This window comes from Mesorhizobium sp. WSM3879 (assembly GCF_002294915.1).
Classification (GTDB): Bacteria; Pseudomonadota; Alphaproteobacteria; order Rhizobiales; family Rhizobiaceae; genus Mesorhizobium.
In genome coordinates, this window is record NZ_NSFZ01000013.1 from 89,411 (window position 1) to 116,409 (window position 26,999).

Here is a 26,999-nt window from a genome sequence, read left to right on the forward strand (position 1 = left end):
CCGCCGCATGAGCCTCAATACCGCGTCTAAAAGCGCCGGACGAGCCCTTGGCCCAACAGGTCAGTGTCATTTACGCAATTCCGGGACGAAGGCTACGGCGAAGTCGCCGAACCCAACCGCTACACACTTTCCTGAACTGCTTAGTTTCGAACGGAGTTCTTGGTCGTCAGGATGCGTTCCCAGGCCAGCGCGTCCTTGACGATCTGGTCGAGATCGTCGCGCTGCGGCGTCCAGCCGAACTCCTTGCGGGCAAGGTCGGAATTGGCGACCACGGCGGCGGCGTCGCCCGGCCGTCGCGCACCCATGCGAACGTCGAAATCATGGCCGAAGGCGCGGCGCACGCTGTCGATCACTTCCAGCACCGAATAGCCATGGCTGTAGCCGCAATTGGCGACGAGGCTCTCCCCGCCATCGCGCAGCCGCTGCAGTGCCAACCGGTGCGCCGCCGCCAGATCGCTCACATGGATGTAGTCGCGGATGCAGGTGCCGTCCGGTGTCGGATAGTCCTTGCCGAAGACCTGCATGAATGGCCGCTTGCCGAGCGCCGTCTCGCAGGCGACCTTGATCAGATGCGTGGCGCCGGGCGTCGACTGTCCGGTGCGGCCCTTGGGGTCGGCGCCGGCGACATTGAAATAGCGCAGCGCCGTATAGCGGATGTCGTGCGCAATCGCGGCATCGCGCAGCATCCACTCGCTCATCAGCTTGGAGAGGCCGTAAGGGGATTCCGGCGCCAGCCGGGCGTCCTCGCGCACCGGCTCCAGCCCGGCGCCGCCATAGACGGCTGCGGTGGACGAGAAGATGAAGTGCGGCACGCCCTCGCGCACGGCGGTTTCGATCAGCGCGCGCGTCTTGCAGGTGTTGTTCTCGTAATAGCCGAGCGGATCGGCGACCGATTCCGGCACCACGATCGAGCCGGCGAAATGGATGATGGCGTCGACCTTGTTTTCCCGGATGATCCGGCCGACCAGATCGCGATCGGCGGCGTCGCCGACGACGAGCTTCGCCTCGGGCGCCACCGCCCATTCGAAGCCGGTGGAAAGCCTGTCGAGCACGACGACACTTTCGCCGGCGTCCAAAAGCTCCCAGACCATGTGGCTGCCGATATAGCCGGCACCGCCCGTCACCAAAACCGTCATCGCTTACCTCGCTGATCAAGATTTATCGGAAACTGTCTCAACAGCCGCCATGCTGGAAACCCCGCCGTAAGCCCATTAGCCTCCCATTTTAGTGTTAAGTCTGTAACAGTTCCGCCTGCCCGAGGCATCGTACCGAAACAAAGCTGGTTCACATCCCCGGGAATAGGCCATGATCCGGCATCGTTAGGAACAGGCGCGGGGCGTGGCATTTTGACCGGTGCGGCGCGGTGGACGTAACATAGGCCCGTGACTATGATCCGGCGCAAAATTGGGAAGCCGACATGAACTACCAGCGGTTCTTCGAAGACGCGATCGACCAGCTCCATGCCGAGCGGCGCTACCGCGTTTTCGCCGACCTCGAGCGCATCGTGGGCAAGTTTCCACGCGCCATCTGGCGCTCCAACGGTCGCGCCCAGGAAATCACCGTCTGGTGCTCCAACGACTATCTCGGCATGGGCCAGAATCCGGACGTCATCGCCGCCTTCCAGAACGCGGCGGGCCGGATGGGCTCGGGCGCCGGCGGCACCCGCAACATTTCCGGCACGTCCAACCCGCTGGTCGAGCTGGAGCATGAGCTCGCCGACCTGCACGACAAGGAGGCGGCGCTGGTCTTCACCTCCGGTTTCGTTTCCAACGAAGCCTCGATCTCGACCATCGCCAGGCTCTTGCCCAACTGCCTGCTCATCTCGGACGAGTTGAACCATGCCTCGATGATCGAAGGCATGCGGCGTTCCGGGGCCGAGAAGAAGATCTTCCGCCACAACGACGTTGCGCATCTGGAAAGCCTGCTGCAGGCGGCAGGACGCGAGCGCGCCAAGCTGATCGTCTTCGAAAGCGTCTATTCGATGGACGGCGACATCGCGCCGATCAAGCAGATCGTCGAGCTCGCCGAGCGCTACAACGCCATGACCTATATCGACGAGGTGCATGCTGTTGGCATGTACGGTGCGCGCGGCGGCGGCATCACCGAGCGCGAGGGTCTTGCCGACCGCATCGACATCATCGAGGGGACGCTGGCCAAGGCCTTCGGCACGCTGGGCGGCTACATCACCGGCACGAGCGCTGTGATCGACGCGGTGCGCTCCTATGCGCCGGGCTTCATCTTCACCACCGCGCTGCCGCCCGCGATCGCGGCGGCCGCCACCACCTCGATCAGGCATTTGAAGCGCTCGCAGGCCGAGCGCGACGCCCAGCAGCGCCAGGCAGCGCGGGCCAAGCAGGTGCTTGCCGCGGCCGGGCTGCCGGTGATGGAATCGGCCACCCATATCGTGCCGGTGCTGGTCGGCGATCCCGAGCTTTGCAAGATGGCGAGCGACCGCCTGCTTGGCGTCCACGGCATCTACATCCAGCCGATCAATTATCCGACGGTGCCGCGCGGCACCGAACGGCTGCGCATCACGCCCACCCCGTTCCATTCGGACGCGCTGATCGCCGAACTGCAGGACGCGCTGGTCGAGACCTGGGACGCACTCGGCATCCCCTATGCCGCCTCCGGCCGCCCGGCCGTCGCCAAGAGCGACCGGATTATTCCACTCCTGGTGCCGAAATCAGGCGGCTGAAGCCGCCCGTCTCAGACCGTCTTCATCCATTTCGCCAGGCGATTTGCCGCTTCCTCAAGCTGATCGAGGCGGCGGTGGAAGCATAGTCTGAGGAAAGCCTCTCCGCCGGGGCCGAAGGCCGTGCCGGGCGCCAGGCCGACATTGGCGTTGTCGACGATGTCGAAGGCGGCGGCGCGGGAATCGGTGATGCCGTCGACGGTGAAGAACAGGTAGAACGCACCTTGCGGCACGGTGAAGCGCGCCTTGCCGGTGGCACCCAGGATGTCGCAGACCAGATCGCGCGCCGCACGTGCCCGCTCCACCTGCTCGACGATAAAGCCGTCACCCTTGTCGAGGGCCGCAACCGCGCCGCGCTGCATGAACTGGGCGACGCCCGAGGTCGAATACTGGATCAGGTTCTCGAACACCTGCTGCAGCGCCGGATGCGTCTTGATCCAGCCGACTCGCCAGCCGGTCATCGCCCAGTTCTTGGAGAAGCTGTTGACGAACAGGATGCGGTCTTCCGCCGTTGCGATATCGAGGAAAGACGGCGCGCGGCCGTGGCCATAGTGGAACAGCGCATAGATCTCGTCGGCGATGATCCAAAGCTTCTTCGTGCGGGCCAGATCGAGGATCGCTTGAAGCGTTTCCTTGTCGGTTGTCCAGCCGGTCGGGTTCGAGGGGGTATTGATGAACAGCGCCTTGGTACGCGGCGTGATGGCGGCTGCGATCTTGTCGACATCGCAGGACCAGCCATTGCCGGACTGGTCGAGCGTGACCGGCACGGGAACAGCGCCGGCAACACCGGCGGCGGCAGCGAAATTCGGCCACGCCGGCGAAAGATAGACGACCTCGTCGCCGCTGCCGGCGATCGCGTCGATGGCCAGTTGAATGGCATGCATGCCCGAGCCGGTGACGATGAATTCTTCCTCGGCGAAGCGCTGGCCGAAATGCCTGGCATAGTAGCGGGCGAGCGCCTGCCTAAGCTCGGGAATGCCCTTCTGCCAGGTGTAGAAGGTCTCGCCATTGGCGAGGCCGCCTGCGGCGGCATCGCTGATGAAGGAAGGCGTCGGCAGGTCGCCCTCTCCGGCCCAGAGCGGAATAAGGCCTTCGTGCAAGCGGCCGTGATTGACGACGGCGACAATGCCGCTTTCGGGGGCAGCACGGGCTTCGGCGCGCAAGGTCTCAATCAGGGTCATGGACAAATCCGTGCTCGTTTTGCTGCGCTCTTACCAGATCACTGAACAGAAAACCCCAGCCGCAAGCGGCCGGGGTTTTGGTCCAGCGAAGAGCGTTGGATGCGTTATTTCCTGGCGAGCAGGTCGCGGATTTCGGTCAGAAGCTGGACATCCGCCGGCGGCGGCGCCGCGGCAGGCGCGGGCTTCTCTCGCTCCAGCCGCCTGCGCAGATTGTTCACCGCCTTGACCATCAGGAAAATGATGAAGGCGAGGATCAGAAAATTCAGCACGACGGTGATGAAGCTGCCATAGGCGAAAACGGCTCCCTCTTTCTTGGCTTCGGCCAGCGTGGCCGAGTGCACATTGGAGGACAGCCCAAAGAAGTAATTGTTGAAGTCAAGCCCGCCGAAAATCGCGCCGATGATCGGCATGATGATGTCGTTGACCAGCGAATCGACGATCTTGCCGAAGGCGGCGCCGATGATGACGGCGACGGCCAAGTCCATCACATTGCCCTTGGAGATGAATTCCTGGAATTCTTTCAGCATCCGACCCTCCTTGCCATGACGGGCCGCGCTGCCGCCCCGGCTCTCCGGCACCGACCCCGAAGCCACAATAACAAAAACCCCCAGTTGCAAAACCGGAAAAAGGGCGGAGCCGCCGGTTTGTGCCTAACTGGTTCGCGCTTCTGGGCGTCACCAAGCACCTATGCGCCGAAAGCCGCGGTGGACTTGGCGTCAAAGCTGTGGTTGCGTTTGATAACCGGACGAGCAGCCGGTCAGGAAGGAAGTTCGAACCGTGCAAGGCTGGTTCGTCGTCATCATCGCGATCGCCTATGTGACGCTGCTTTTTGCCATCGCCAGCGTCGGCGACCGGCGCTCCGTGGCAGCCGGACTCGGCCGCGCACGGCCCTCCATTTATGCGCTCAGCCTCGCCATCTACTGCACCTCCTGGACCTTCTTCGGCTCGGTCGGGCTCTCCTCCGAGCGGGGTCTCGAATTCCTCGGCATCTACACCGGCCCGGTGCTGGTCTTCGTGTTCGGCTTCCCGCTGCTCAACCGCATCGTCCGGCTGGCAAAGAGCGAAAAGATCACCTCGATTGCGGACTTTCTCGGCGCCCGCTACGGCAAGAGTTTTGCCGTCGCGGCGATCGCCACGCTGATCGCCACGGTCGGCGCCGTGCCCTACATCGCGCTGCAGCTCAAGGCGATCTCCGGCTCGGTCAGCCTGATGATCGAGCACTATACGGGATCGCCGCCCTCCTTTGATCCTTTTGTAAGCGACATCTCGCTGGTGGTGGCGATGCTGCTGGCGCTGTTTGCGGTCCTGTTCGGCACCCGCCACGCCGACGCCACCGAGCACCAGGACGGGCTGGTGCTGGCGGTCGCGGTCGAGACGGTGGTCAAGCTCGCAGCCTTCCTCGCCATCGGCCTTATGGTCACCTTTCTCATCTTCGGCGGCCCCGGCGACATGCTGGCGACGCTCGGGGCGAATGCCGAGGTGCGCCAGGCGATGGGCTACAACACGTCCTTGGTCACCTGGCTGGTGCTGACGACCTTGAGCGGCTTCGCCATCCTGATGCTGCCGCGCCAATTCTACGTCACCATCGTCGAGAATCGCAGCGAGGCCGAGCTGCGCACCGCGACCTGGGTGTTTCCGCTCTATCTCGTGGCGATCAACCTGTTCGTCCTGCCGATCGCCTTTGCCGGGCTGTCGCTGGTCGGCGCAAGGACCAGCAGCGACCTCTACGTCCTGTCGCTGCCGCTATTCAGCGGCCACGACGTGCTGGCGATGATCGCTTTCATCGGCGGCCTGTCGGCGGCCACCGCCATGGTCATCGTCGAGAGCGTGGCGCTGTCGATCATGATCTCCAACGACCTCGTCATCCCGCTGTTCGTGCGTCGATTGCTCAAGACCACTTCTTCGGAGAACGAAGACTGGTCGACGCTGATCCTGAACGTTCGGCGAGCGTCGATCTTCATCATGCTGTTCATCGCCTTCCTCTACTATCGCGAGAGCACCAACAGCGCGCGGCTGTCCTCGATAGGGCTGATGTCCTTCGCAGCGATCGCGCAATTCGCGCCCGCCCTGATCGGCGGGCTGATCTGGCGCCGCGCCAATGGCCGAGGCGCCGCCCTCGGCATGGTCGCCGGCATCGCGGTCTGGGGTTACACGCTGCTGCTCCCTTCCCTCGTCGGTCCCGGCTCCGACTTTGTCGTCCATGGACTGTTCGGCTTCGAGGCGCTGAGACCCCAGGCGCTGTTCGGCACCGTCGGCGAGCCGCTGAACCACGGCGTGCTGTGGAGCCTGTCAGTCAACACGCTGTTCTTCGTGATGGGTTCGCTGTCCCGCGCATCGGTGCCACTGGAGCGTATCCAGGCGGCGATCTTCGTGCCGCGCGAGGCGGGGCCGATGCCAAGCCTGCGCCGCTTCCGCACCGCCGTCACGGTCAACGACCTCAAGGACACGATTTCCCGCTATCTCGGCGTCGAGCGCACCGAGCGCTCCTTCCAGTCCTTCGAGAAGAACGCGAACGTCTCCCTGCACGGCAAGGAACAGGCCAGCATGGACGTCATCCGGTTCTCGGAGCAGTTGCTGGCGAGCGCCGTGGGCTCGTCGTCGGCGCGGCTTATCCTGTCGCTGCTGTTCCGCCGCAACGACCGCGACTCCAAGGACGCCTTCCGGCTGCTCGACGACGCCACCGAGGCGCTGCAGCACAACCGCGATCTGCTGCAGATCGCGCTCGACCAGATGGAGCAGGGCATCACCGTCTTCGACCGGGATTTGCGGCTGATCTGCTGGAACCGGCAATACCGGGCGCTGTTCGATCTGCCTGACGAGATGGGCCAAGTGGGCGTGTCGCTCGACCAGATCCTGCGGCATCTGGCCGAGCGCGGCGATGTCGCCGCCGACCAGCGGGTGACGATGCTCAACCGGCTGACCAGCTTCGTCGGTCCTTGGCAGATGGAGCTCAGGACCAGCGGCCGCATCCTGGAGCTGCGTTCCAACCCGATGCCCGACGGCGGCATCGTCGCCACCTATGCCGACATTTCCGGCCGCGTCGAGCAGGACCTGGCGCTGAAGCGGGCCAATGAATCGCTGGAGCAGCGGGTCAGGAGCCGCACCGCCGAGCTCACCCGCGTCAACGAGGAGCTGGCGCAGGCGCAGATGCTTGCCGAGGAAGCCAATCTCAGCAAGACGCGCTTCCTCGCCTCCGCGGGCCACGACATCCTGCAGCCGCTCAACGCCGCCAGGCTCTATTGCTCCTCGCTGATCGAGAAGGCCGGCAAGGGGCCGGCCGGCAGGGCCGCGACCAACATCGAATCCTCACTGGAATCGGTCGAGACCATCCTCGGCGCGGTGCTCGACATATCGCGGCTCGACGCCGGCGCGTTGAAGCCCGAGGACACCGCCTTCAGCCTCGGCGGGCTGCTTGGCCAGATCGGCAACGATTTTCGCCCGCTCGCCGCCGAAAAGAAGCTCGGCCTGAAAATCATGCCGTCGTCGCTCGGCGTGATGACCGACCGCAATTTGCTTCGCCGGCTGATCCAGAACCTCGTTTCCAATGCGATCAAATACACGCGCGAAGGCCGCATATTGGTCGGCGTGAGAAGGCGCGGCGAGCTGGCCGAGATCCAGGTGATCGACACCGGCATCGGCATTGCCGCCGACAAGCTCAACACCGTCTTCCACGAATTCACCCGGTTGGACGAGGGCGCGCGCGAAGCCGAAGGCCTTGGCCTTGGCCTTTCCATCGTCGACCGCATCGCCAGGGTTCTCAGGCTCGAAATCCGCATCTTCTCCAACCCCGGCAAGGGCACGCGTTTTTCCGTCATCCTGCCGGTCGCCGCGATCGCGGCGCCGCCGCGCGAGATGGGAAAGGCCCCCGCCCGCGCGCCATCCTCACTTGCCGGACTCAATGTGCTGTGCATCGACAATGACGCGCGCATCCTCGACGGCATGCGACTGCTGCTCGAAGGCTGGGGCTGCAGCGTCGAGACCGCTTCGGGATCGCAGGACCTGATGCGCCCGGGTGCGGCAAGGCCGGATGTGGTGCTCGCCGACTATCATCTCGACGGCGGTACCGGGCTCGACGCCATCACCAGGCTGCGCGCCGCCTACGGCCAGGACCTGCCCTGCGTGCTGGTCACCGCAGACCGCTCCAGCGAGGTGCGCACTGCTGCTGGTCTGCTTGATGTGCCGGTGATCAACAAGCCGCTGAAGCCTGCCGTGCTGCGCTCGATGATGGCAAGGGTCAGGGCACTGGCGCCCGCGGCGGAATGATCAGCTCACCGGCTGCAGCGGGTCGCCGCCGATCTTGGAAAGCTGGATGACCGCCTGGGTGCGGCTGTCGACGCCGAGCTTCTGCAATATAGCCGAGACATGCGCCTTGATGGTGGCTTCGGAGACGCCGAGCTCATAGGCGATCTGCTTGTTGAGCAGGCCTTCGGCCAACATGCCGAGCACCCTCGTCTGCTGCGGCGTCAGCGCCTGCAGGCGCTTGATCAGATCGGAAATCTCCGGGTCGCGCTCGACGCCGAGCTCGATGCCGGCGGGTGCTGCGATATCGCCGGCAAGCACAGTCAGGACGGCGCTGCGTATCTCCTCCATGCTTGCCGATTTGGAGATGAAGCCGGACGCGCCGAGATCGAGCGCGCGGCGGATGGTGGCTGGATCGTCATGAGCCGACACCACCACCAGCGGCACCGAGGCATGGATGCCGCGCAGCGAGATCAGTCCGGACAGGCCGCTGGCGCCCGGCATCGACAGGTCAAGCAGCACCATGTCGATGTCTTCATTGGCGACGACCAGCGCCTTGGCGCTTTCGAAATCGCCGGCCTCATGGATGGCGGCAACGTCGCCTATGCCGGCCAGCGCTTCCTTTAGCGCGCCGCGAAACAGCGGATGGTCGTCGGCAATGACGAAAGTGTGGCCCGACGGCAAATATTCCTCCCCGGATCCCATCGCCGATTGTGTGCTTTCTTACGGGATCGGAACGATTATGCGGCGGCGCGGCGCGTTTTCAAGCAGCAAAGGCCGCGCGCGCAGGCTTTTTCCCGGGAGCTCAGGTCTTTTGCGGGCTGGGCTTCGTGCCACCGTCGCCTTCCTGCCTGTCGATGTCCTTGACGATATCCATGAAGCTGCGGAAGAAGCGCTCCATGTAGCTCATCGTCTTGTTGAAGTCCTCCTCGCTCGGCAGTTGGGACTCCAGCCGGGCCGAGAGCGAGTTCTCGAGCTTCGCGACGCGCTCGTCGAGTGCCTTCACCGTGCTCTGCAGCCGGTCGATCTCGTCCTGGAAGGCGGAGCGCTCGTCGGCGGCCAACTTGCAGACGAGCTGGCCGGAGCGCTCCTCGCAGATCGACATGGCGCCGGTCTGGGTGTCCATGCGGACATAGCCGTTGGTGGACTTTTCGAGCCGATAGCGGTCGGTCTCCTCGGAATAGGCCGATGCGGCGACCAGCGAGCAAAGCGCCGCCGGGATCAGAATGTGCTGCAGACGCATGTTATCCTCCATGAGCCGTTGTGCGAACAATATCACAGGTTTGCGCCTGAAATGGGGAAGAGTTCGCAAGCACCCTTTCCCCCATGGATCGTTCGGACTATAGCGCGCCAATGTCTCAGTTTATCTACAAGATCGCGCCTGAAGCCATGTGGCGCGAAGCGGAACGGAACGGCCGCTTCACCGGGGCGCCGATCGACATCGCCGACGGCTTCATCCATTTCTCCACCGCTGCCCAGGTGCGCGAGACGGCGGCCAAGCATTTCGCCGGCCAGGCGGACCTGCTTCTGATCGCTGTCGACGCGGCAAAGCTGGGCGACGCGCTGAAATACGAGGTGTCGCGCGGCGGCGCCCTGTTCCCGCATCTCTACGCCGCGCTCGCAATCGACGCCGTTCTCTGGGTGAAGCCGTTGCCGCTCGGCGCCGACGGCCACGAATTCCCGCCGCTGGAGGGCGAATGAGCGTGCTCGACCGGATCGGCCAAAAGCTGCTTTTCTCGTTCGACCCGGAAACGGCGCATGGCCTGTCGATCGCGGCTTTGCGCTGCGGCCTGCCGGCCGCCTCGCCTCCCCCGCGCGACGCGCGGCTCGAGGTCAGCGTCTGCGGGCTCGATTTTCCGAACCCGCTCGGCATGGCGGCCGGCTACGACAAGAACGCAGAAGTGCCGGACGCGCTGCTTGGGCTTGGCTTCGGCTTCGCCGAGGTCGGCACCATCACGCCGCTGCCGCAATCGGGCAATCCAAAGCCGCGCATCTTCCGGCTGACCGCGGACGAAGCGGTGATTAACCGGCTCGGCTTCAACAATGAAGGGCATGGGGCCGCCGAAAGACGGCTTGCCGCGCGCAAAGGGCGGCCGGGTATTGTCGGCGTCAACATCGGCGCCAACAAGGACAGCGCCGACCGCATTGCCGACTATGAGCGCGGCGTCGCCCGCTTCGCGGCTCATGCCAGTTATCTGACGGTCAACATCTCCTCGCCCAACACGCCGGGCCTGCGCAACATGCAGGCGCGCGAGCAACTGGGCGAACTCCTGTCGCGCGTGGTAGCGGCGCGCGCGGCTGCGTCGGTTCAGCCGCCCATCTTCCTCAAGATCGCGCCGGACCTCGTCGAAGCGGAACTGGAAGACATCGCCGCCGAAGTCATCGAGAAAAGGATCGACGGGGTCATCGTCTCCAACACGACGCTTGCCAGGGTCGGGTTGCGCAGCGCAAGTCTGGCCGGCGAAGCCGGCGGGCTGTCAGGCAAGCCGCTTTTCGAGCGCTCGACGGCGGTACTCGCCCGGATGCGCAAGCTGCTCGGCCCACAAGTGACGATCGTCGGGGTCGGCGGCGTCGACTCGGCGGAAACCGCGCTGGAGAAGATCCGCGCCGGCGCCGATCTCGTCCAGCTCTATACCGGCATGATCTATGCCGGCCCGGCGCTGCCTGGCCGCATCGTTGCCGGCATGGCGCGGTTTGTGGAGCGCGAGCGGCTTGGCTCGATCCAGGATTTGCGCGACTCGGCTTGCGAGCGCTGGGCTTCAAAGCCGATCAGCTGAACGCCGTGCGCATCCTGAGCCTCAGCACCGCAAGCAGGCTGAAACCCCGCACCAGCAAAAAGACGTGCAGTGCGGCCCATAGGCCGTTGTTGCCGAAGGCGGGCGCCAGCGTGATCAGCGCCGCGGCGAAGGCCAGGAAGGACAGGAGCATCATGTTGCGCATGTCGCGCGACCAGGTGGCGCCGATGAAGACGCCGTCCATCTGGAAGGCAAGCACGCCGCTCAGCGCGGTGAAGGCGGCCCAGGGCAGATAAATGTCGGCGACCGCGCGGACCTCCGGAGCGGTCGTCACCATCGCCACCAGCTGTGCGCCCGCCGTCAGCAGGGTAAGACTGGCGACCGCCGCCAGGCCAAAGCCCCAGATCAGCGTCAGCCGTACGGCTTGCCGGAAAGGGGCGGCCGCATGCGCGCCGATGGCGCGGCCGGCCAATTGCTCGGCCGCGGTGGCGAAGCCGTCCAGGAAATAGCCGGCGACGAGGAAGAAGTTCATCAGCACGGCATTGGCGGCGAGCGTCACCGTGCCGAACTGGGCGCCCTGCCTAGTGAACAGCGCGAAGGCGGCAAGCAGCGAGAAGGAGCGGATCATGATATCGCGGTTGAGCGACAGCATGCGCCGGTAGGCCGGCAGGTCGAGGATGCGCCGGCGCGACGGCCGCTCCAGCTTGCGGAACCGCCTCAGCACGATGGCAAGGCCGAGCAGCATGGCCAGGAACTCGCCGGTGACGGTCGCCCAGGCAACGCCCGCCACGCCCCAGCCGAGCTCGAGGCCGAGCAGGAAGCAGAGCAGGATGTTGATGCCGTTGAGCACGGCCTGCAGCATCAGCCCTATCCCGCCCTCGCCACGCCCCAGCACGTAGCCCAAGATGGCGTAGTTGATGAGCGAGAAGGGCGCGGCAATGAGCCTGATGCGGATATAGACCGACATCGCCGCGCTGACACGCGGCTCGGCGCCCATGAACCACTGGCCGCCTACCGCAAACAGCGGCGCAAGTGCTGCAAGCACCACGCCGGCGACGACCGCGATCAGCACGGCCCGCCAGAGCACCGCCTGCTCCTCCAGCGGATCGCCGCGTCCGAAAGCCTGGGCGACGAGGCCGGTGGTGCCGGAGCGCAGGAAGTTGAAGGTGGTGAAGACGACGTCGAAGACCAGCGCGCCTGCCGCCAGTCCGCCGAGAAGAGCCGCATCGCCGAACTGCCCGATCACCGCGGTGTCGACGATGCCGAGCAGCGGCGTCGTCAGATAGGCAAGGGTCATCGGCACCGCGATCGCCAGCACCGACCGGTTGGTGACGATGAAGGTCCCGGCGTTGATGTGGGTCGCACCCTTGTCCAAGGATTGCTGCCTTGCTCATTGCGGCTTGCTAGAATGGCCGATGTGCCCCAGTTTGCCGCTGCCGCGCAATCGCCATCGGGTGACGGCTAACCGAATTCCAGCTCTGGCGCAGGCCGCCCCATCATGCCTTTGCAGATCGTCCACCATCCCGACTATGACGCCGGCTTTGCCGTCAATCACCGCTTTCCGATGAGCAAATATCCGTTGCTAATGGAGGCTTTGCACAGCCGCGGGCTGGCAGCAGCGGGAGCGCTTTCGATGCCGGAACGGGCGCCGGCGGCGTGGCTCAAGCTCGCGCACGAGGCCGGCTATGTCGACCAGGTGCTCACTTGCGAGGTGCCTGAAAAGATCGAGCGCGAGATCGGCTTCCCGGTCAGCCAGCGCGTGTCATTGAGAGCGCAGCTAGCAACGGCAGGCACGGTGCTGGCGGCGCGGCTGGCGCTGAAACACGGCATAGCCTGCAACGCCGCCGGCGGTAGCCACCATGCCAGGCGTGCCCAAGGCGCGGGCTTCTGCACCTTCAACGACGTGGCCGTGGCTTCCCTGGTCCTGCTTGCGGAGGGCGCCGTCGAAAACATCCTGGTCGTCGATCTCGACGTGCATCAGGGCGACGGCACGGCGGACATTTTGAAGGATGAGCCGCGCGCCTTCACCTTTTCCATGCATGGCGAACGCAATTATCCGGCGCGCAAGATCGCCTCCGATGTCGATATCGCGCTGCCGGACGGCACCGGCGACGCTGCCTATCTCGACCGGCTCGGCGCCATTCTTCCAGAGCTTTGCGCAAGGCGGCGCTGGGACATCGTGTTCTACAATGCCGGCGTGGATGTCCATGCCGAGGACCGGCTTGGCCGGCTGACATTGACCGACAACGGCCTGCGCAGCCGAGAGGAGCTGGTCATCAGCTATTTCCGCAAGGCCGGCATCCCGCTATGCGGCGTCATCGGCGGCGGCTATTCGAGCGACGTGCCGGCGCTTGCCGCGCGCCACGCCATTCTGTTCGAGGTCGCGGCCGCGTATGCTGACGCTCGCCAGGCTACTTCCTGTAGCTCGCAATCCTGAGCAGGATAAAGGCGGGCACGACGATCGCGGCGCCGAGCAGGATATAGCCCAGGAAGCGGTCGAGAGTATGGAAGCCGAGGTTCCACAGGTCGATGAAGAACTGGCGGATGCCGTAGAGCACGTCCATCGGCGACCAGCCGAAAGCGTGCATGACGAGGCCGACGAGAAAGGAAACCACCAGCAGCTTTACAAGCACCCTGAGTGGCGTGTCGCCGAGAAAGCGTGTCAGTGCGGACAAGGCCGTTCTCCGGTTCGAGCTGCCCGATTCGGGGGGCGACCTCAGAAATACGCACTCGGATACCCGGCATCAAGCCGAAGGCCGCGCGCGAAGCCATCGTGCTGGCAGCCCTGATAGCCCGATCCGGCCGGCACACGCGGCTCGCACGGTCAGATCCGCCATCGGAAGATGCGGGCCCAAAGCGGCCGGTCGCGGTAGACTTCCCTGGAGCGCCACAGCCTGTTGTAGCGGTTGCCGCCGCCGATACCGAGGTGCGATATCGGCTTGCCGCCCCGCTTGCGCTTGATCGCGACCGGCTCGCCATCATGGCTGAGGCAATGGCCGAAATCCGCGGACGCCTGAAGAGGCGCAGCAGACGGCACCGACCTGAGGGCTTCGCCGACGATGAGGTCTTCCGGCTCGCAGGTCAGTGCGACGGCCTTGCCGAACAAGGTCGGGCCTGTGGGGCAGAGCGCAGTCGGCCCGTAATATTCCCGTTTCACATTGGCGCAGACAAGCTCGATCGCCTTGGCGAGCGCCTTGTGGCGAGGCGGCGCGGCAACAACGCCGATGCTGGTGTCCCAAGGGGTCGAGCTGAGGAAATCGCGAAAGATCGACAATTTTCCATCGCCGCGAGGCACTCCGCGCAGGAAGAAATAGGAGAGATCGGCATAAAGGCCGCCTTGCTCATGGAGCAGGCAATATTTGGCGAGGTCCGCCTTGTAGGAATAAGGTCGCAGCGTCCTGAAAGCCGAAAGCACCTCTGCTCCGAAATGCGTCGAAATGAACTCCGCCAACGCCGCTTCCCGGAACAGGCGGTGCTCTTCGCCCGGATGAGCAGCCGTGAGCGACTGGATGTTTTCGGCAACGAGCCCGGAAAGGTGCTCGCTGCCGTCGTCGGTGATCAGAATGCTGAAGAGAGGCATCCGGCTTCCGTCTCGATCAGGGTGCCTTGGTGAGCCTTCAACTTGCCCCAGTCGCGCCACTGGTGGGGACTGGCCTTCAGATAGGCCAGGTGCCGATCGGCGAAGTCTTGCGCGGCGCTCTGGATCAGTTCGGCCTTGTCCTGGCTGCGATCAAGATCGATCGGATTTTCCACAGTCACCCGTATCTTGCCTGTCCTGTCGTCACGAACGACGAAGACCGGCAGCAGGGGAGCGCCGGCGATCCTGGCCAAGCGGGGCGCGCCGCCGGCAAATTCAATGGCCGACTGGCCGATCCGCGCGCGCACCAGCAGCTCACCCTCCCAGGCGCCAGCGGTGATGGACGCAAACTTGCCCTGGCGAAGCAACCGCCTCGCCTCGTTCATGCTGGCGGCGGGATTGGCTCGGTCGATCACGATACGGCCCGCCGCATGTCTGAGCTCGACGCAGGTTCTGATCGGGTTGAGGAACCGGATGCCGAAGCGCGATTTCGAGAAGCCATGCTCCGGCCTGCTGACGTGATAGACGTCGAAGCCGGCTTTGGCGAAAACCATCTTCGCCGCAAGCGCGTTGAAGGCGAAATGCGCAATCCACAGGACGGCGCCACGGCCCTGTTCGCGCGCCGCATCGAGATGCTCGGCGCCGAGCAGTTCGATCTCGGGTCGCCAGCCGACGAGCCACTCGCGGACGATCTGGATGTTGTGTTCGCTGCGCATCGCGTCGACCCGGAGCCGGTCCTCGCGGCCGGCTATGCCAAAGGCGGCAAGATCCGGTTGGTCACCAACGTCGCGCCGAGACTCAGGCGCCCGTTTCAGCCGCTCCAGCCAAAGGCAGACACTGCGCCATCTCTTCTCAGGCACGAAAAGAGAGACGAATACAAAAAGAGGAAGCCTCAGCAGGAATCCGAGATCTTCCACAGCAAAGGCTTTTCCGGAGCGAGAGGCTCGCTTCCTCTTCCGAACATTGATTTCCAAGCTGGGTCCCCACCCTTAACCCCTGAGCCATTACCATGTTGTGGCGCGGCGTCAAAGCGCCGGTGGATGGCTCTCGGCTTTCAATGTATCGCCGATTGCTAGATGCGGGGCCATCATGGTAACGAGGCTGTTGCGCGGGTATGATGTAATGGTAGCCTGTCAGCTTCCCAAGCTGAACGCGCGGGTTCGATTCCCGCTACCCGCTCCATCCCTCGCTACAGTGCCGCGCGGTCGCAGCGATCTGGCAGAGCGTCCTCAAGCGGCCGAAGGCGAATGCGATCGTTGCCGTTAGCGGTCATGCCAGCACGCCGCAGAGGGGAAGATGCTTTGCGGCCTCGGCGGCTTCCATCCGCACGATGGTGTGCGACAGGCCGCCGTGTTCCTCGACCCACAGGCGAACCCAGTCGGGATATTGCGAGATCAGGTACCCGGCGGCGATTGCGTTCTCATGGGCGCCGACGCCGTAAGGCAGATGGAAGCCGAAGGATGCACGCGGCGTGATGCAAAGCTGCTCGGCGGGCAAAGACAGATAGAGCGTGCAGGCGCTGTCGCAGGCACCGTCAAATTCCACAGGCTCGTTCGCGGCGCGCAGCTCGGCGACGTGCAAAGCGAAGATCACGATCTGACCGCCGGGATTTTCCTGCACCGTTTCGGCATCTGCGGGCAGCGTTGTCAGGGCGGCGGCGAGGAACGCTAGCGCCTTGGCTATCAGCCTCCGCTTAACCCGCGCGCGCGGCAGATCGGCGTGCATGTTGGTGACCTCGCTCATCCGGCGAGACCAAGGCTAACATTGCGATGGTTAACAACAGGCAGCTTTGAAAACATCGAACATCCAGATCGCCCAACTGCCCGCATCCTCTCAACAGCAGGGGGACTGGAAAATCAACGTGCTTTTTGACCGCACTCCGAAGGGAGCCACCTCGTTCGGCGAAAGCGCGCAAACGAAAGAGCCGCTCGAAAGGCGAGGGGCTTGGGCCCTAGAAGAGGATCGCCGCGCGATCTATGGCGAAAAAGAAGCCAGCCACCTTGCGGCGGCCGGCTCTGGACCGGTTGAGCAATCCAGGACCACGTCTCGGTCCGGAATTCCGTAAAAACAGTTCTTTACTGCGGGTGAGCGGCTCTTATCCAAAGCTGAACCGCTATGGACCCCTAAAGCCAAAAGCCAATCCAAACACGTTCGCGCCAGCAGCGGCGACGCCAGCGGCCACGACGCCAGTAGCGGCGGCAAACACGTCTCCAAACGCGGCGCCGTCTGCGGCGGCGACGGCCGTGATGCCAATGACGATGGTAAACCTGCTCCACTTCAGCCCGTTCGTCTCCATCCTCGAAGACGGCGGTATCGGGCTTATCGAGTTCATCGAGAATTCCGTTGCCGCTTGGAATTCCGGCAACCGCCCTACTGGGGCCAGCCAGGGTTGCAATTGCCGCTGCCCCCGCAACGCCAAGCATTCCAGTTAGAAACAAGCGACGTTCCATCAAAGACCTCCCGATAGTTCAGCATCGGCAGGTGGTTCCCTCACCCAAACGGGCTCCAGCGAACTGCCGATCTGTTTGAACGCACAGGTAGCATTCTCGTTCCATTACCCCACTTCGCGCAGGATGAAGTCGTGCAGCATCTTGGCGGCGGGCGAGAGCGCCCGGTTCCTGACCGTGATCAGGCTGTAGGGCCGGACCTCGATGTCGAACTCGGTCTGAACGACATCGATCGCTCCGGACAGCCCGTCGCCGCTCTGGATGAACTTGGCCACCTGTACTGAAACGGGGGCGATGGCGTCGGATTGCGCCACCATTACCAGCGTCAAGAGCAGCGACGAAGTGTTGAGGATGCGGTCGGGAAGCGGGATGCTGCGGTTCAAGAAATTGCTTTCCATCGCCTGGCGCAGGGGCGAGCCGCCGGACTGGAAGACCCAATCATAGGCAGCCGTCTCCTCCAGGCCGACCATCCCGCCGCCGGCAAGCGGATGGCCGCGGCGCACGATCAGGCAGGCCTTCTCGATGCCGATGACGCGCGATTCGAACAGCCGCGGATTGAGGTCGTCGGGGATGCGGGCGATGATGAAGTCGTGGCGGGAGGCGATCAGCTCGCGGGCGAGCACGTTCGAGGTCTCGACCTGCATGGTGATCTCGATGCGCGGATAGATGCGGCGGATCTCGCGAATCGCCGGCACCGCCAGCTCGATCGCCGGCGCGGTCACGGCGCCGAGAAACACCGAGCCGCCTTTGCCTGCCTTGAGCTCCGAAATCTCCCGGTCGGCTTCGCGCATTTCGAGCAGGATGGAGCGGGCGCGCCTGGCGAGCGCCTGACCGTAAGGGGTCAGCGTCACGCCGCGCGGCAGCCGCTCGCATAATTTCACGTCGAGCACCGCCTCCATCTCGGCAATCATGCGCGAGGCCGCCGGCTGGGAAATATTCATGACCTGGGCGGCGGCGCTCACCCGTCCGTGATCGTCGAGCGCGGCGATCATCCGCATATGGCGCAGGCTCAGGCCGCTGCGCAGCAGCGTTTCACCGTCCCCCGGAAGCTTCTCGTAATTTCCTGAAATCGTATCAGGATCGCGCAGCGCCGCCATGATTTCCCAGCCTCTCCGGCAGTTCTCTGCGCTACGCTAAATCATACCAGTTTCGGTATAGCAACCAGCAAAGATCGCATTTGACAGTTATGTCAAAGGGACACACCCTTCGCGCGTTCCGAGACGCAGCGATCGGCAACGAGCAAAATCGTATCGATTGAAACTGCGTCGCGGGGCCGATTGGGAGGATACCGGAGATCGATAAAGCCGACAGAGGCGCGATTGCGCTCCTGTTCGACTGCGCGGCCCGCGAAGCCCCGAGGTGTCGCGTCCATCAACCAGGGAGAGTAAATGTGAAGATCATCAAGACGCTGGCCGCCGTCGCGGCCCTTGGCATTGCCGCCACGACCTATTCGGCGCACGCCGCCGACAAGGGTCTCGTCGGCGTGCTGATGCCGACCAAAACCTCGCAGCGCTGGATCAACGACGGCGACGCCGTCAAGTCCCAGCTCGAAGCGCTGGGCTACACGGTCGACCTGCAATACGCGCAGGACGATATCCCGAACCAGCTCAGCCAGTTGGAAAACGAGATCACGAAAGGCCCGAAGGCGCTGATCATCGCTTCGATCGACGGCACCACCATGGCCGATGCGCTGCAGAAGGCCAATGACGCAGGCGTCGTCACCATCGCCTATGATCGCCTGATCAAGAAGACCCCGAATGTCGACTACTACACCACCTTCGACAATTTCGGCGTCGGCGTGATCCAGGCAAATTCCCTGGTCAAAGGCCTCAAGGAGCGCTTCCCGAACACCAAGCCGTGGAACGTCGAGCTGTTCGGCGGCTCGCCCGACGACAACAACGCCTTCTTCTTCTACAACGGCGCGATGTCGGTTCTGCAGCCGCTGATCGACGACGGCTCGATCAAGATCAAGTCCGGCCAGATGGGCATGGACAAGGTCGGCACGCTGCGCTGGCTCGCCGCCACCGCACAGGCCCGCATGGACAACCTGCTCTCGGCCAACTACTCGGACGGCAGCCGCGTCGATGGCGTTCTTTCGCCCTATGACGGCCTGTCGCGCGGCATCACCGCCTCGCTGCGCGCTGTCGGCTACGGCACGGATGCTCAGCCCTGGCCGATCGTGACCGGTCAGGACGCCGAGACCGCCTCGGTCAAGCTGATCATTTCGGGCGAGCAGTATTCGACCGTGTTCAAGGACACCCGCGAGCTGGCCAAGGCCACCGTGCAGTTGGTCGACAAGGTGCTCTCCGGCGGCAAGCCCGACGGCCTCGACACCAAGACCTACAACAACGACGTCAAGGTCGTTCCCTCGATTCTCTTGACGCCGCACGAGGTCGACAAGTCGAACTACAAGGCGCTGGTCGTCGACTCCGGCTACATCAAGGCCGAAGAGCTGAAGTAATCCAGCCTTTAAGGGAGGGGTCCTGCGCGACGCAGGGCCCCTTTTCGTTCAGAAGCGACCCCGGTATTGTTTTTGCCGGCTTCTGCAGCGCCATGCGCCATCGCGGCGCGAGCCAGACTGCAGTATGTTGATTTCGCGCATAACGTTTTCCGGAAACGGAAGGCCTGCGCCAGGGAGCGGAATTCCTGATGAGCTCGACGATTTTGGAGATGCGCGACATCACCAAGACGTTCCCCGGCGTGAAGGCGCTGTCGAACGTGAACCTCAGCGTCGAGGAAGGAGAGATCCACGCCATCGTCGGCGAGAACGGCGCCGGCAAATCGACGCTGATGAAGGTGCTGTCGGGCGTCTACCCGACCGGTACCTATGAAGGCGAGATCGTCTTTCGCGGCCAGGAATGCCACTTCAAGGGTATCCATGATAGCGAGCATATCGGCATCGTCATCATCCACCAGGAACTTGCCCTGGTGCCGATGCTGTCGATCGCGGAAAACATCTTCCTGGGCAACGAGCACGCCAGCTACGGCGTCATCGACTGGAACGCCAACGAGAAGCGCACCAAGGCCCTGCTCGACAAAGTCGGCTTGAAGGAAGATCCCAAGACGCTGATCACCAATATCGGCGTCGGCAAGCAGCAACTGGTCGAGATCGCCAAGGCGCTCAGCAAGGAAGTGAAGCTGCTGATCCTTGACGAGCCGACCGCCTCGCTCAGCGAAAAGGACAGCCAGGCGCTGCTCGATCTCCTGCTCGAGTTCAAGCGCCAGGGCATGACCTCGATCCTGATCTCGCACAAGCTCAACGAGGTGAACCGCGTCGCCGACAAGGTGACGGTGATCCGCGACGGGCGTACCATCGAGACCCTGCCCAGGAAGGACATCAGCGAGGACCGGATCATCACTTCGATGGTCGGCCGCTCGCTCGACGACCGCTACCCGCCGCGCGAGCCCCAGATCGGCGAGGTTATTTTCGAAGTGAAAAACTGGTCGGTGTACCATCCGATCCACGCCGAGCGGCAGGTGATCAAGAACGTCAACCTCAACGTGCGCAAGGGCGAGGTGGTCGGCATTGCCGGGCTGATGGGCGCCGGCCGCACCGAATTCGCGATGAGCCTGTTCGGCCGTTCCTATGGCCGGCATATCAGCGGCGAGGTCCTGCTCAGGGGTAAGCCTCTCGATCTTTCGACGGTGAGCAAGGCGGTGGAGAACCGGATCGCCTATGTCACCGAGGACCGCAAGACCTTTGGCCTCAACCTCATTGACCACATCAAGCACAATGTGACGCTGGCCAATTTGGGAGGCGTCTCCAGCCGCGGCGTCATCGACGACATGCGCGAGATGAGCGTCGCCAACGACTATCGCAAGAAGACCAACATCCGCGCATCCAGCGTCTATCAGCTGACCGGCAATCTTTCCGGCGGCAACCAGCAGAAGGTCGTGCTGTCGAAATGGCTGTTCGCCGACCCGGAAGTGCTGATCCTCGACGAACCGACGCGCGGCATTGACGTCGGCGCCAAGTACGAAATCTACACGATCATCGCCCGCCTCGCCGCCGAGGGAAAGGCAATCGTCGTCATCTCGTCGGAAATGCCGGAATTGCTCGGCATCACCGACCGCATCTATGTCATGAACGAAGGGCGTATCGTCGGCGAAATGGCGGCAGGCGACGCCAGCCAGGAAAAGATCATGCGCGCCATCGTTCGGGGAGAAGGAAAAAAAGCCTCATGAGCACAGAAAGCGCTCCCGCGCCGCAGAGCGGCGTCGCCGAAGACGTCAAGCATGGTCCGCGCGTCGCCGTTTCGGCGCTGACGACGAACCTGCGCGAATACGGACTGATCATCGCGCTGATCGTCATCATGCTGTTCTTCCAGTACACGACGTCCGGCACGCTGTTCAAACCGGTCAACCTCAGCAACCTGGTGCAGCAGAACTCGTTCATCATCGTGATGGCGCTTGGCATGCTGCTGGTGATCGTCGCCGGCTATATCGACCTCAGCGTGGGATCGGTCGCCGGCTTCATCGGCGCGCTTGCCGCAATGATGATGGTCATCTGGCCGCTCGGGATATTCAGCAATCCGCTGGTGGTCTCTATCGTTTGCTTGATCGTCGGTGCGCTTATCGGCGCGGCGCAAGGCTATTGGATCGCCTATCACCGAATACCGAGCTTCATCGTGACGCTGGCGGGTATGCTGATCTTCCGCGGCATCTGCCAGGCACTGCTTGGCGGCGGCTCCTCGGTCGGCCCGCTTCCCGACAGCTTCAAGGCGTTGAGCTCCGGCTTCATCCCCGACGTCATCGGCCCGCTGACGCTCATTCCGCCGACGGTGAATGCGGCCGGCAAGACCATCGTCGGCAGCGGCCTTACGCTGCACATGACGACGATCGTGCTCGGTCTGGTCGCCGTGCTCGCCTATGCCTATTTCGGCTTCAGAACACGGCGTAAGCGCGAACGGCATGGCTATGAGGCGGAGCCCTTCCCGCTGTTCGTCGTCAAGACGCTGGTCGGCAGCGCGCTGGCGCTGTTCCTGGTCTTCCAGTTCGCCAGCTACAGGGGCCTGCCGGTGGTGCTTCTGGTGATGGGCGTGCTGATCTCGCTGTTCGTCTTCGTCACCAAGCGCATGACCATCGGCCGCCGCATCTATGCGATGGGCGGCAACGCCAAGGCGGCGCAGCTGTCGGGCATCAACACCGAACGGCTGACGCTGCTCGTCTTCATCAACATGGGCGTGCTGTCGGCGCTCGGCGGCCTGATCATCGCCGCTCGCCTCGGCCAGGCCGTCCCGGCCGCAGGTCTGGGCAGCGAACTCGACGTGATCGCCGCCGTCTTCATCGGCGGCGCTTCGGCGATGGGCGGCGTCGGACAGGTCATCGGCGCCGTGGTCGGCGGCTTCATCATGGGCGTGATGAACAACGGCATGTCGATCATGGGCGTCAATGTCGACTGGCAGCAGGTGGTCAAAGGCCTGGTGCTGCTCGGTGCCGTCATCTTCGACGTCTACAACAAGAACAAGGCGTAGAGGCCGGAGGCAAGGACTAAGGAGGCATACGGGTTCTAGATCGCGAAGCTGCCGGCAACCCGTCGGCGCGAAGAAGTCTTGGAAGGACCAGGCTCGCGAGTGCAATCCGGACAAAGAGTTTCAACCGTGGCGCGGATCGGTTCCGGGCCGCGCCGGTCAGGGCTTGCCAATCGGCAGCCGGGCCAAGGCAAAAGAGAGAGGGTTCATCATGCTGATTTCCCAGATCCTCGATGACGCCGAGACGATCCGCGTCGTTGCCCGCAGCGGCGGCAAGACCCGGATCATCAACGGCGCGCGCAGCGTCTATTCGCTGGCGATGGAGGCAGCCCGCACCGGGACCGGGCTCGAGGCGCTGATCGAGCGCAAGGGCTATGGCGAGACGGTCGACCTCGACGCCGTCTACAAGAAGGGACGCCTGGTATCGCCAATCAACCATCCCGACCCCGCGCATCTCCACCTTACCGGCACCGGGCTTACACATCTCGGCTCCGCCGCGACACGCGATTCCATGCACAAGAAGCTCCGCGACGGCGAGGAGCAACTCACCGATTCCATGAAGATGTTCCGCATGGGGCTGGAGGGCGGCAAGCCGGCAAAGGGCGAGATCGGCGTGCAGCCGGAATGGTTCTACAAGGGCAACGGCACGATGGCGGTGGCGCCCGGTGCCGCGCTGATGTCGCCGGCCTTCGCGCAAGACGCCGGCGAGGAGCCGGAGATCGCCGGCATCTATGTCATCGGCGACGACGGCGCGCCGTTCCGCGTCGGCTTCACGCTGTCCAACGAGTTTTCCGACCATGTGACCGAGCGCGTGAACTATCTGTTCCTCGCCCATTCCAAGCTGCGCAACGCCTCGTTCGGACCGGAAATCCTGATCGGCGAGCTGCCCGCCCACATCAGGGGCTCTTCACGAATCTGGCGCGACGGCAAAGTGCTTTGGGAAAAGCCGTTCCTGTCCGGCGAGGCGAACATGTCGCACACCATCGCCAATCTCGAGCATCACCACTTCAAATATTCGGCCTTCCGCCAGCCGGGCGACGTGCATGTGCACATGTTCGGCACCGCCACACTCTCGTTCGCAGACGGCGTCAGGACCGAGGAAGGCGACACGTTCGAGATCGAGGCCAAGGATTTCGGCCTGCCGTTGCGCAACCCGCTCGCGATCGAGAAGCCGGTGAAGGTGGCGGTGAAGGCGCTGTAAGGTTAGAGCGTGATCTCCCCCACGAGGGGGGAGATTGGCAGCTTCAACCTCAATAAATATCGAAATCGAAATACTTCGACTGGATCTTCTTGTAGGTGCCGTCGGCAACGATGGCGTCGATGGCCGCGTTGAGGCGGTCGCGCAGGGCGGTGTCCTCCAGGCGCACGGCGATGCCGGCCTCGGTCTCGGTGCCCTTGACGTCGCCCACCAGCTTGCAGCAGTCGTCGCTCGCCTTCTTCATCCAGTCGACCAGCACGAACTTGTCCGAGATGACGGCGTCGAGACGGCCGTTGAGCAGATCGGTCACCGCCTCTTCCTGGGTCGGGTAGAGCTTCGCCTCGGCGCCGGCCTTGGCGTAGACGTCCTGGGCGTAGTTGGCCTGGGTGGTCGAGGCCTGGGCACCGACCGTCTTGCCGGCAAGCGAGGCCGGCTCGGTCGAGGCGATGTCGGCGTCCTTCAGGGCGACCAGCGCAAGCGGCGTCGTGTAGTATTTATGGGTGAAGGCGACCTGCTTCTTGCGTTCCTCGGTGATGCTCATCGAGGCGATGATGGCGTCGAATTTCTTGGCCTGCAGGGCCGGAATGATGCCATCCCAATCCTGGGTGACGATCTCGCATTCGACCTTCATCTGCGCGCAGAGCGCATTGGCGATGTCGATGTCGAAGCCTTCGACCTTGCCGTCCGGCGTGATGGTGTTGAAGGGCGGATAGGCGCCCTCGGTGCCGATCTTGATCTTTTCGGCCGCGTCTACCGAACCGACGCCGAGCGCCAGCATGGCGGCGGCCGCAGCCGACAGGATCCATCTGGATATCTGCATTTTCATCCCCTTGGGTTCAGTTGCTACATGGTCGGACGCAGCCAAGCACGGCGCGCCAGGCCGGGCAAGCACAGCTTGGCGATCAGCGCGCGGCGCGGAAATGCTTGGACAGTTTCAGGCCCTGCGCCTGGTAGTTCGAGCCGAGATCGGTGCCGTATAGCGCCAGCGGGCGCTTCAGCATATGCTCGTAGACGAGGCGACCGACGATCTGGCCGTGGTCGAGGATGAACGGCACCTCGTGGCTGCGCACTTCAAGCACCGCGCGACTGCCGCTGCCGCCGGCGGCGGAATGGCCGAAGCCCGGGTCGAAAAAGCCGGCATAGTGGACACGGAACTCGCCGACCAGCGGATCGAAAGGCGTCATCTCGGCGGCATAGAGCGGCGGCACGTGCACGGCTTCGCGAGAGACCAGGATGTAGAACTCGTCCGGGTCGAGCACGAGCTCGCCGGCCCCGCTCTTGTAGAGCGGTTCCCAGAAGTCGACCACATACTGAGCGGCGCGCTTGTCGACGTCGACGAGGCCGGTGTGGTGCTTGCCACGATAGCCGACCAGGCCGTCCTTGTCGCCGTCGAGATCGATAGAGAGCGCAATGCCGCCGCCGGAGATGTTGGGCGGCTCGGTCGCAACCAGCATCTCGGCGTGATGGAGGTCACGCAACTCATTCTCCGACAGCACGGCGTTGCCGGTGCGGAAGCGGATCTGCGACAGGCGCGAGCCGGCGCGCACGACGATCGGGAAGGTGCGCGGGCTGACCTCGAGGTAGAGCGGGCCATGATAGCCGGCGACGATCTTATCGAATTCATGGCCGCGGTCGGTCATGACACGCGTGAAAATGTCGAGCCGTCCGGTCGAGCTCTTCGGGTTGGCCGAAGCCGAGACTTCCGCCGGCAGCGCCAGGCTTTCCTGCAGCGGCACGATGTAGACGCAGCCCGTCTCCAGCACCGCACCCTCGGCGAGGTTGATCTCATGCAGCTTCAGCCGGTCCAGCTTGTCGGCCACCAGATGATCGGGACCGGGCAGGAAGGAAGCCCGCACGCGAAAGGCCTTGTCGCTAAGTCTGAGATCGAGGCTGGCCGGCTGGATCTGGTTGGTGTCGAGCGCGCGCGGCGACTTCAGCGCGCCCGACTGGAAGAGCGCCGCGATGTCCTGATCTGGAAGAATGCCTGTCTGCCGCAATGTCTGGCTCCGGGCGATGTCATTATCGTCGCAGTTTCCTGTCGCAAAACCGCAGGATACTTTTGCGGAAGCTGCCTGGTACAAACCTCTTAATCAAGCCGGCAATTGACGCAAGCGCGGTGCGGGTCTAAAGGGTCGTTATCCCGTGGTGATTTGGCCGGTCGGCTTGCAGCCACGTTAAACAAGTCGCTAAAGGACCGTCGGGCCGCAAGGCCGTATGGACCGGTTGCGACGTCGCGGCCGGTTTTTTTGTGTTTGGAAGTAGGGCAATGACCAAGACGCGTAACTGGAAACCTCAGACGGCACTCGTGCATGGCGGGACGCTGCGTTCCGGCTTCGGCGAGACCGCCGAAGCGATGTATCTCACCCAGGGCTATGTCTACGAGACGGCCCAGGCAGCGGAAGCCCGCTTCAAGGGGGAGGAACCCGGCTTCATCTATTCGCGCTACGCCAACCCGACCGTCGATATGTTCGAGAAGCGCATGTGCGCGCTGGAAGGCGCCGAAGACGCACGCGCCACCGCTTCCGGCATGGCCGCCGTGTCCGCCGCCCTGCTCTGCAGCGTCAAGGCCGGCGATCACATCGTTGCGGCGCGGGCGCTGTTCGGCTCCTGCCGCTGGGTGGTCGAGACGCTGGCGCCGCGCTATGGCATCGAGGCGACGCTGATCGACGGCACCGACATTGCCAATTGGGAAAAAGCGGTCAGGCCGAACACCAAGCTGTTCTTCCTGGAAAGCCCGACCAACCCGACGCTGGAAGTGGTCGATATCGCCGCTGTCGCCGCTTTAGCCAATTCGATCGGCGCGCGCGTGATCGTCGACAACGTCTTTGCCACGCCGCTGCAGCAGAAGCCGCTGCAGCTCGGCGCCCATATCGTGGTCTACTCGGCGACCAAGCATATCGACGGACAAGGCCGCTGCCTCGGCGGCGTCATCCTGTCGGACAAGAAGTGGATCGACGAGAACCTGCACGACTATTTCCGGCACACCGGCCCGAGCCTGTCCCCATTCAACGCATGGACGCTGCTGAAAGGCCTCGAGACGCTCCCGCTGCGCGTGCGCCAGCAGACCGAAAGCGCCGGCAAGATCGCGGACTTCCTGGCTGGCCGGCCGGAGATCGCCCGCGTCATCTATCCGGGCCGGGCCGACCATCCCCAGGCGGATATCGTCAGGAAGCAGATGTCGGGCGGCTCGACGCTGATCTGCCTTGACGTCAAGGGCGGCAAGCAGGCGGCCTTCGCCTTGCAGAACGCGCTCGACATCGTGCTGATCTCGAACAACCTCGGCGACGCAAAGAGCCTGATCACGCATCCGGCGACGACGACGCACAAAAACCTCACTGACGAGGCCCGCGCCGAGCTTGGCATCGGACCAGGCACGCTCAGGCTCTCCGTCGGGCTGGAGGATACCGACGACCTGCTCGCCGACATCGAACAGGCGCTCAAGGCGGCGAAGGAATGAAC

At 63.8% G+C, this 26,999-nt stretch carries 24 protein-coding genes, 1 tRNA gene and 1 riboswitch; of the genes, 12 read left to right on the top strand and 13 right to left on the bottom strand.

The window, feature by feature from the left end:
• Window positions 1–140: 140 nt before the first annotated feature.
• Complete coding sequence (galE, locus tag CK218_RS24555; protein ID WP_095829179.1) at window positions 141–1,136, bottom strand: UDP-glucose 4-epimerase GalE; 996 nt, start codon at window positions 1,134–1,136, stop codon at window positions 141–143.
• 281 nt (window positions 1,137–1,417) lie between these two features.
• Between galE and hemA the strand changes: the two genes are divergently transcribed.
• On the top strand, window positions 1,418–2,695 hold the full coding sequence (gene hemA / locus CK218_RS24560; protein ID WP_095829180.1) for a 5-aminolevulinate synthase: 1,278 nt from the start codon (window positions 1,418–1,420) through the stop codon (window positions 2,693–2,695).
• Between the two features lie 11 nt (window positions 2,696–2,706).
• Here the strand turns inward: hemA and CK218_RS24565 are convergent, their stop codons facing one another.
• On the bottom strand, window positions 2,707–3,873 hold the full coding sequence (locus tag CK218_RS24565) for a pyridoxal phosphate-dependent aminotransferase (protein WP_095829181.1): 1,167 nt from the start codon (window positions 3,871–3,873) through the stop codon (window positions 2,707–2,709).
• A gap of 104 nt (window positions 3,874–3,977) precedes the next feature.
• The gene (gene mscL, locus CK218_RS24570) at window positions 3,978–4,400 is read right to left on the bottom strand and encodes a large conductance mechanosensitive channel protein MscL (RefSeq protein WP_095777596.1); all 423 of its coding nucleotides are present in this window, start codon (window positions 4,398–4,400) and stop codon (window positions 3,978–3,980) included.
• A gap of 250 nt (window positions 4,401–4,650) precedes the next feature.
• On the opposite strand from mscL, the gene CK218_RS24575 reads away from it, so the two are divergent.
• On the top strand, window positions 4,651–8,136 hold the full coding sequence (locus CK218_RS24575) for a PAS domain-containing hybrid sensor histidine kinase/response regulator (protein ID WP_095829182.1): 3,486 nt from the start codon (window positions 4,651–4,653) through the stop codon (window positions 8,134–8,136).
• Here the strand turns inward: CK218_RS24575 and CK218_RS24580 are convergent, their stop codons facing one another.
• Window positions 8,137–8,796, bottom strand: coding sequence for a response regulator transcription factor (locus CK218_RS24580; protein ID WP_066996819.1), 660 nt, complete (start codon window positions 8,794–8,796; stop codon window positions 8,137–8,139).
• 121 nt (window positions 8,797–8,917) lie between these two features.
• Window positions 8,918–9,355 carry a hypothetical protein gene (locus CK218_RS24585; RefSeq protein WP_095829219.1) on the bottom strand — a complete coding sequence of 146 codons (438 nt, stop codon included), beginning with the start codon at window positions 9,353–9,355 and terminating at the stop codon, window positions 8,918–8,920.
• A gap of 110 nt (window positions 9,356–9,465) precedes the next feature.
• On the opposite strand from CK218_RS24585, the gene CK218_RS24590 reads away from it, so the two are divergent.
• On the top strand, window positions 9,466–9,813 hold the full coding sequence (locus CK218_RS24590) for a DUF952 domain-containing protein (RefSeq protein WP_095829183.1): 348 nt from the start codon (window positions 9,466–9,468) through the stop codon (window positions 9,811–9,813).
• Window positions 9,810–10,889, top strand: coding sequence for a quinone-dependent dihydroorotate dehydrogenase (locus tag CK218_RS24595; RefSeq protein WP_095829184.1), 1,080 nt, complete (start codon window positions 9,810–9,812; stop codon window positions 10,887–10,889). Before CK218_RS24590 ends, CK218_RS24595 begins: the two co-directional genes overlap by 4 nt.
• On the opposite strand, the gene CK218_RS24600 is transcribed toward CK218_RS24595, so the two are convergent.
• Window positions 10,882–12,222, bottom strand: coding sequence for an MATE family efflux transporter (locus tag CK218_RS24600; protein ID WP_066996809.1), 1,341 nt, complete (start codon window positions 12,220–12,222; stop codon window positions 10,882–10,884). The two genes, CK218_RS24595 and CK218_RS24600, sit on opposite strands and share 8 nt — an antisense overlap.
• Before the next feature lie 123 nt (window positions 12,223–12,345).
• On the opposite strand from CK218_RS24600, the gene CK218_RS24605 reads away from it, so the two are divergent.
• Complete coding sequence (locus CK218_RS24605) at window positions 12,346–13,284, top strand: histone deacetylase (RefSeq protein WP_066996806.1); 939 nt, start codon at window positions 12,346–12,348, stop codon at window positions 13,282–13,284.
• On the opposite strand, the gene CK218_RS24610 is transcribed toward CK218_RS24605, so the two are convergent.
• The 3 genes from CK218_RS24610 to CK218_RS24620 all read right to left on the bottom strand — a co-directional run bounded on the left by CK218_RS24610 (window position 13,259) and on the right by CK218_RS24620 (window position 15,140).
• Window positions 13,259–13,522, bottom strand: a complete 264-nt coding sequence (locus CK218_RS24610; protein WP_066996803.1) for a DUF6460 domain-containing protein — start codon at window positions 13,520–13,522, stop codon at window positions 13,259–13,261. The genes CK218_RS24605 and CK218_RS24610 overlap by 26 nt on opposite strands.
• A 149-nt stretch (window positions 13,523–13,671) precedes the next feature.
• Window positions 13,672–14,427, bottom strand: a complete 756-nt coding sequence (locus CK218_RS24615) for a glycosyltransferase (RefSeq protein ID WP_095829185.1) — start codon at window positions 14,425–14,427, stop codon at window positions 13,672–13,674.
• Window positions 14,406–15,140 carry a hypothetical protein gene (locus CK218_RS24620; RefSeq protein ID WP_143749698.1) on the bottom strand — a complete coding sequence of 245 codons (735 nt, stop codon included), beginning with the start codon at window positions 15,138–15,140 and terminating at the stop codon, window positions 14,406–14,408. Before CK218_RS24620 ends, CK218_RS24615 begins: the two co-directional genes overlap by 22 nt.
• A 392-nt stretch (window positions 15,141–15,532) precedes the next feature.
• Here CK218_RS24620 and CK218_RS24625 point away from each other — a divergent pair.
• A tRNA-Gly gene (locus CK218_RS24625) sits at window positions 15,533–15,606 on the top strand.
• A gap of 87 nt (window positions 15,607–15,693) precedes the next feature.
• On the opposite strand, the gene CK218_RS24630 is transcribed toward CK218_RS24625, so the two are convergent.
• On the bottom strand, window positions 15,694–16,149 hold the full coding sequence (locus CK218_RS24630) for a hypothetical protein (RefSeq protein ID WP_141245831.1): 456 nt from the start codon (window positions 16,147–16,149) through the stop codon (window positions 15,694–15,696).
• Window positions 16,150–16,400: 251 nt separating this feature from the next.
• Between CK218_RS24630 and CK218_RS30770 the strand changes: the two genes are divergently transcribed.
• Window positions 16,401–16,856 carry a hypothetical protein gene (locus CK218_RS30770; RefSeq protein ID WP_170950356.1) on the top strand — a complete coding sequence of 152 codons (456 nt, stop codon included), beginning with the start codon at window positions 16,401–16,403 and terminating at the stop codon, window positions 16,854–16,856.
• A 122-nt stretch (window positions 16,857–16,978) separates the two neighbouring features.
• On the opposite strand, the gene CK218_RS24645 is transcribed toward CK218_RS30770, so the two are convergent.
• Window positions 16,979–17,968 carry a LysR substrate-binding domain-containing protein gene (locus CK218_RS24645; protein ID WP_066996786.1) on the bottom strand — a complete coding sequence of 330 codons (990 nt, stop codon included), beginning with the start codon at window positions 17,966–17,968 and terminating at the stop codon, window positions 16,979–16,981.
• Window positions 17,969–18,261: 293 nt separating this feature from the next.
• Between CK218_RS24645 and chvE the strand changes: the two genes are divergently transcribed.
• From chvE to araD1, 4 genes are all read left to right on the top strand, one after another.
• Window positions 18,262–19,332, top strand: a complete 1,071-nt coding sequence (gene chvE / locus CK218_RS24650) for a multiple monosaccharide ABC transporter substrate-binding protein (RefSeq protein WP_066996783.1) — start codon at window positions 18,262–18,264, stop codon at window positions 19,330–19,332.
• Between the two features lie 188 nt (window positions 19,333–19,520).
• The gene (gene mmsA, locus CK218_RS24655; protein WP_095829187.1) at window positions 19,521–21,056 is read left to right on the top strand and encodes a multiple monosaccharide ABC transporter ATP-binding protein; all 1,536 of its coding nucleotides are present in this window, start codon (window positions 19,521–19,523) and stop codon (window positions 21,054–21,056) included.
• Window positions 21,053–22,345: a multiple monosaccharide ABC transporter permease gene (mmsB, locus tag CK218_RS24660; RefSeq protein WP_066996778.1), complete on the top strand. Its 1,293-nt coding sequence runs from the start codon at window positions 21,053–21,055 to the stop codon at window positions 22,343–22,345. The genes mmsA and mmsB overlap by 4 nt, the downstream gene beginning before the upstream one ends.
• 208 nt (window positions 22,346–22,553) lie before the next feature.
• Complete coding sequence (araD1, locus tag CK218_RS24665; RefSeq protein WP_095829188.1) at window positions 22,554–23,543, top strand: AraD1 family protein; 990 nt, start codon at window positions 22,554–22,556, stop codon at window positions 23,541–23,543.
• A gap of 49 nt (window positions 23,544–23,592) precedes the next feature.
• Here araD1 and CK218_RS24670 read toward each other — a convergent pair whose 3' ends face one another.
• Both CK218_RS24670 and CK218_RS24675 read right to left on the bottom strand, forming a co-directional pair.
• Window positions 23,593–24,360, bottom strand: a complete 768-nt coding sequence (locus CK218_RS24670) for an ABC transporter substrate-binding protein (RefSeq protein WP_095829220.1) — start codon at window positions 24,358–24,360, stop codon at window positions 23,593–23,595.
• Window positions 24,361–24,442: 82 nt separating this feature from the next.
• Window positions 24,443–25,537, bottom strand: coding sequence for a 2'-deoxycytidine 5'-triphosphate deaminase (locus CK218_RS24675; protein WP_095829189.1), 1,095 nt, complete (start codon window positions 25,535–25,537; stop codon window positions 24,443–24,445).
• Between the two features lie 135 nt (window positions 25,538–25,672).
• A riboswitch (SAM riboswitch) is annotated at window positions 25,673–25,750 on the top strand.
• A gap of 56 nt (window positions 25,751–25,806) precedes the next feature.
• Here CK218_RS24675 and CK218_RS24680 point away from each other — a divergent pair.
• Window positions 25,807–26,997, top strand: coding sequence for an O-succinylhomoserine sulfhydrylase (locus CK218_RS24680; protein ID WP_095829190.1), 1,191 nt, complete (start codon window positions 25,807–25,809; stop codon window positions 26,995–26,997).
• Window positions 26,998–26,999 lie beyond the last annotated feature (2 nt).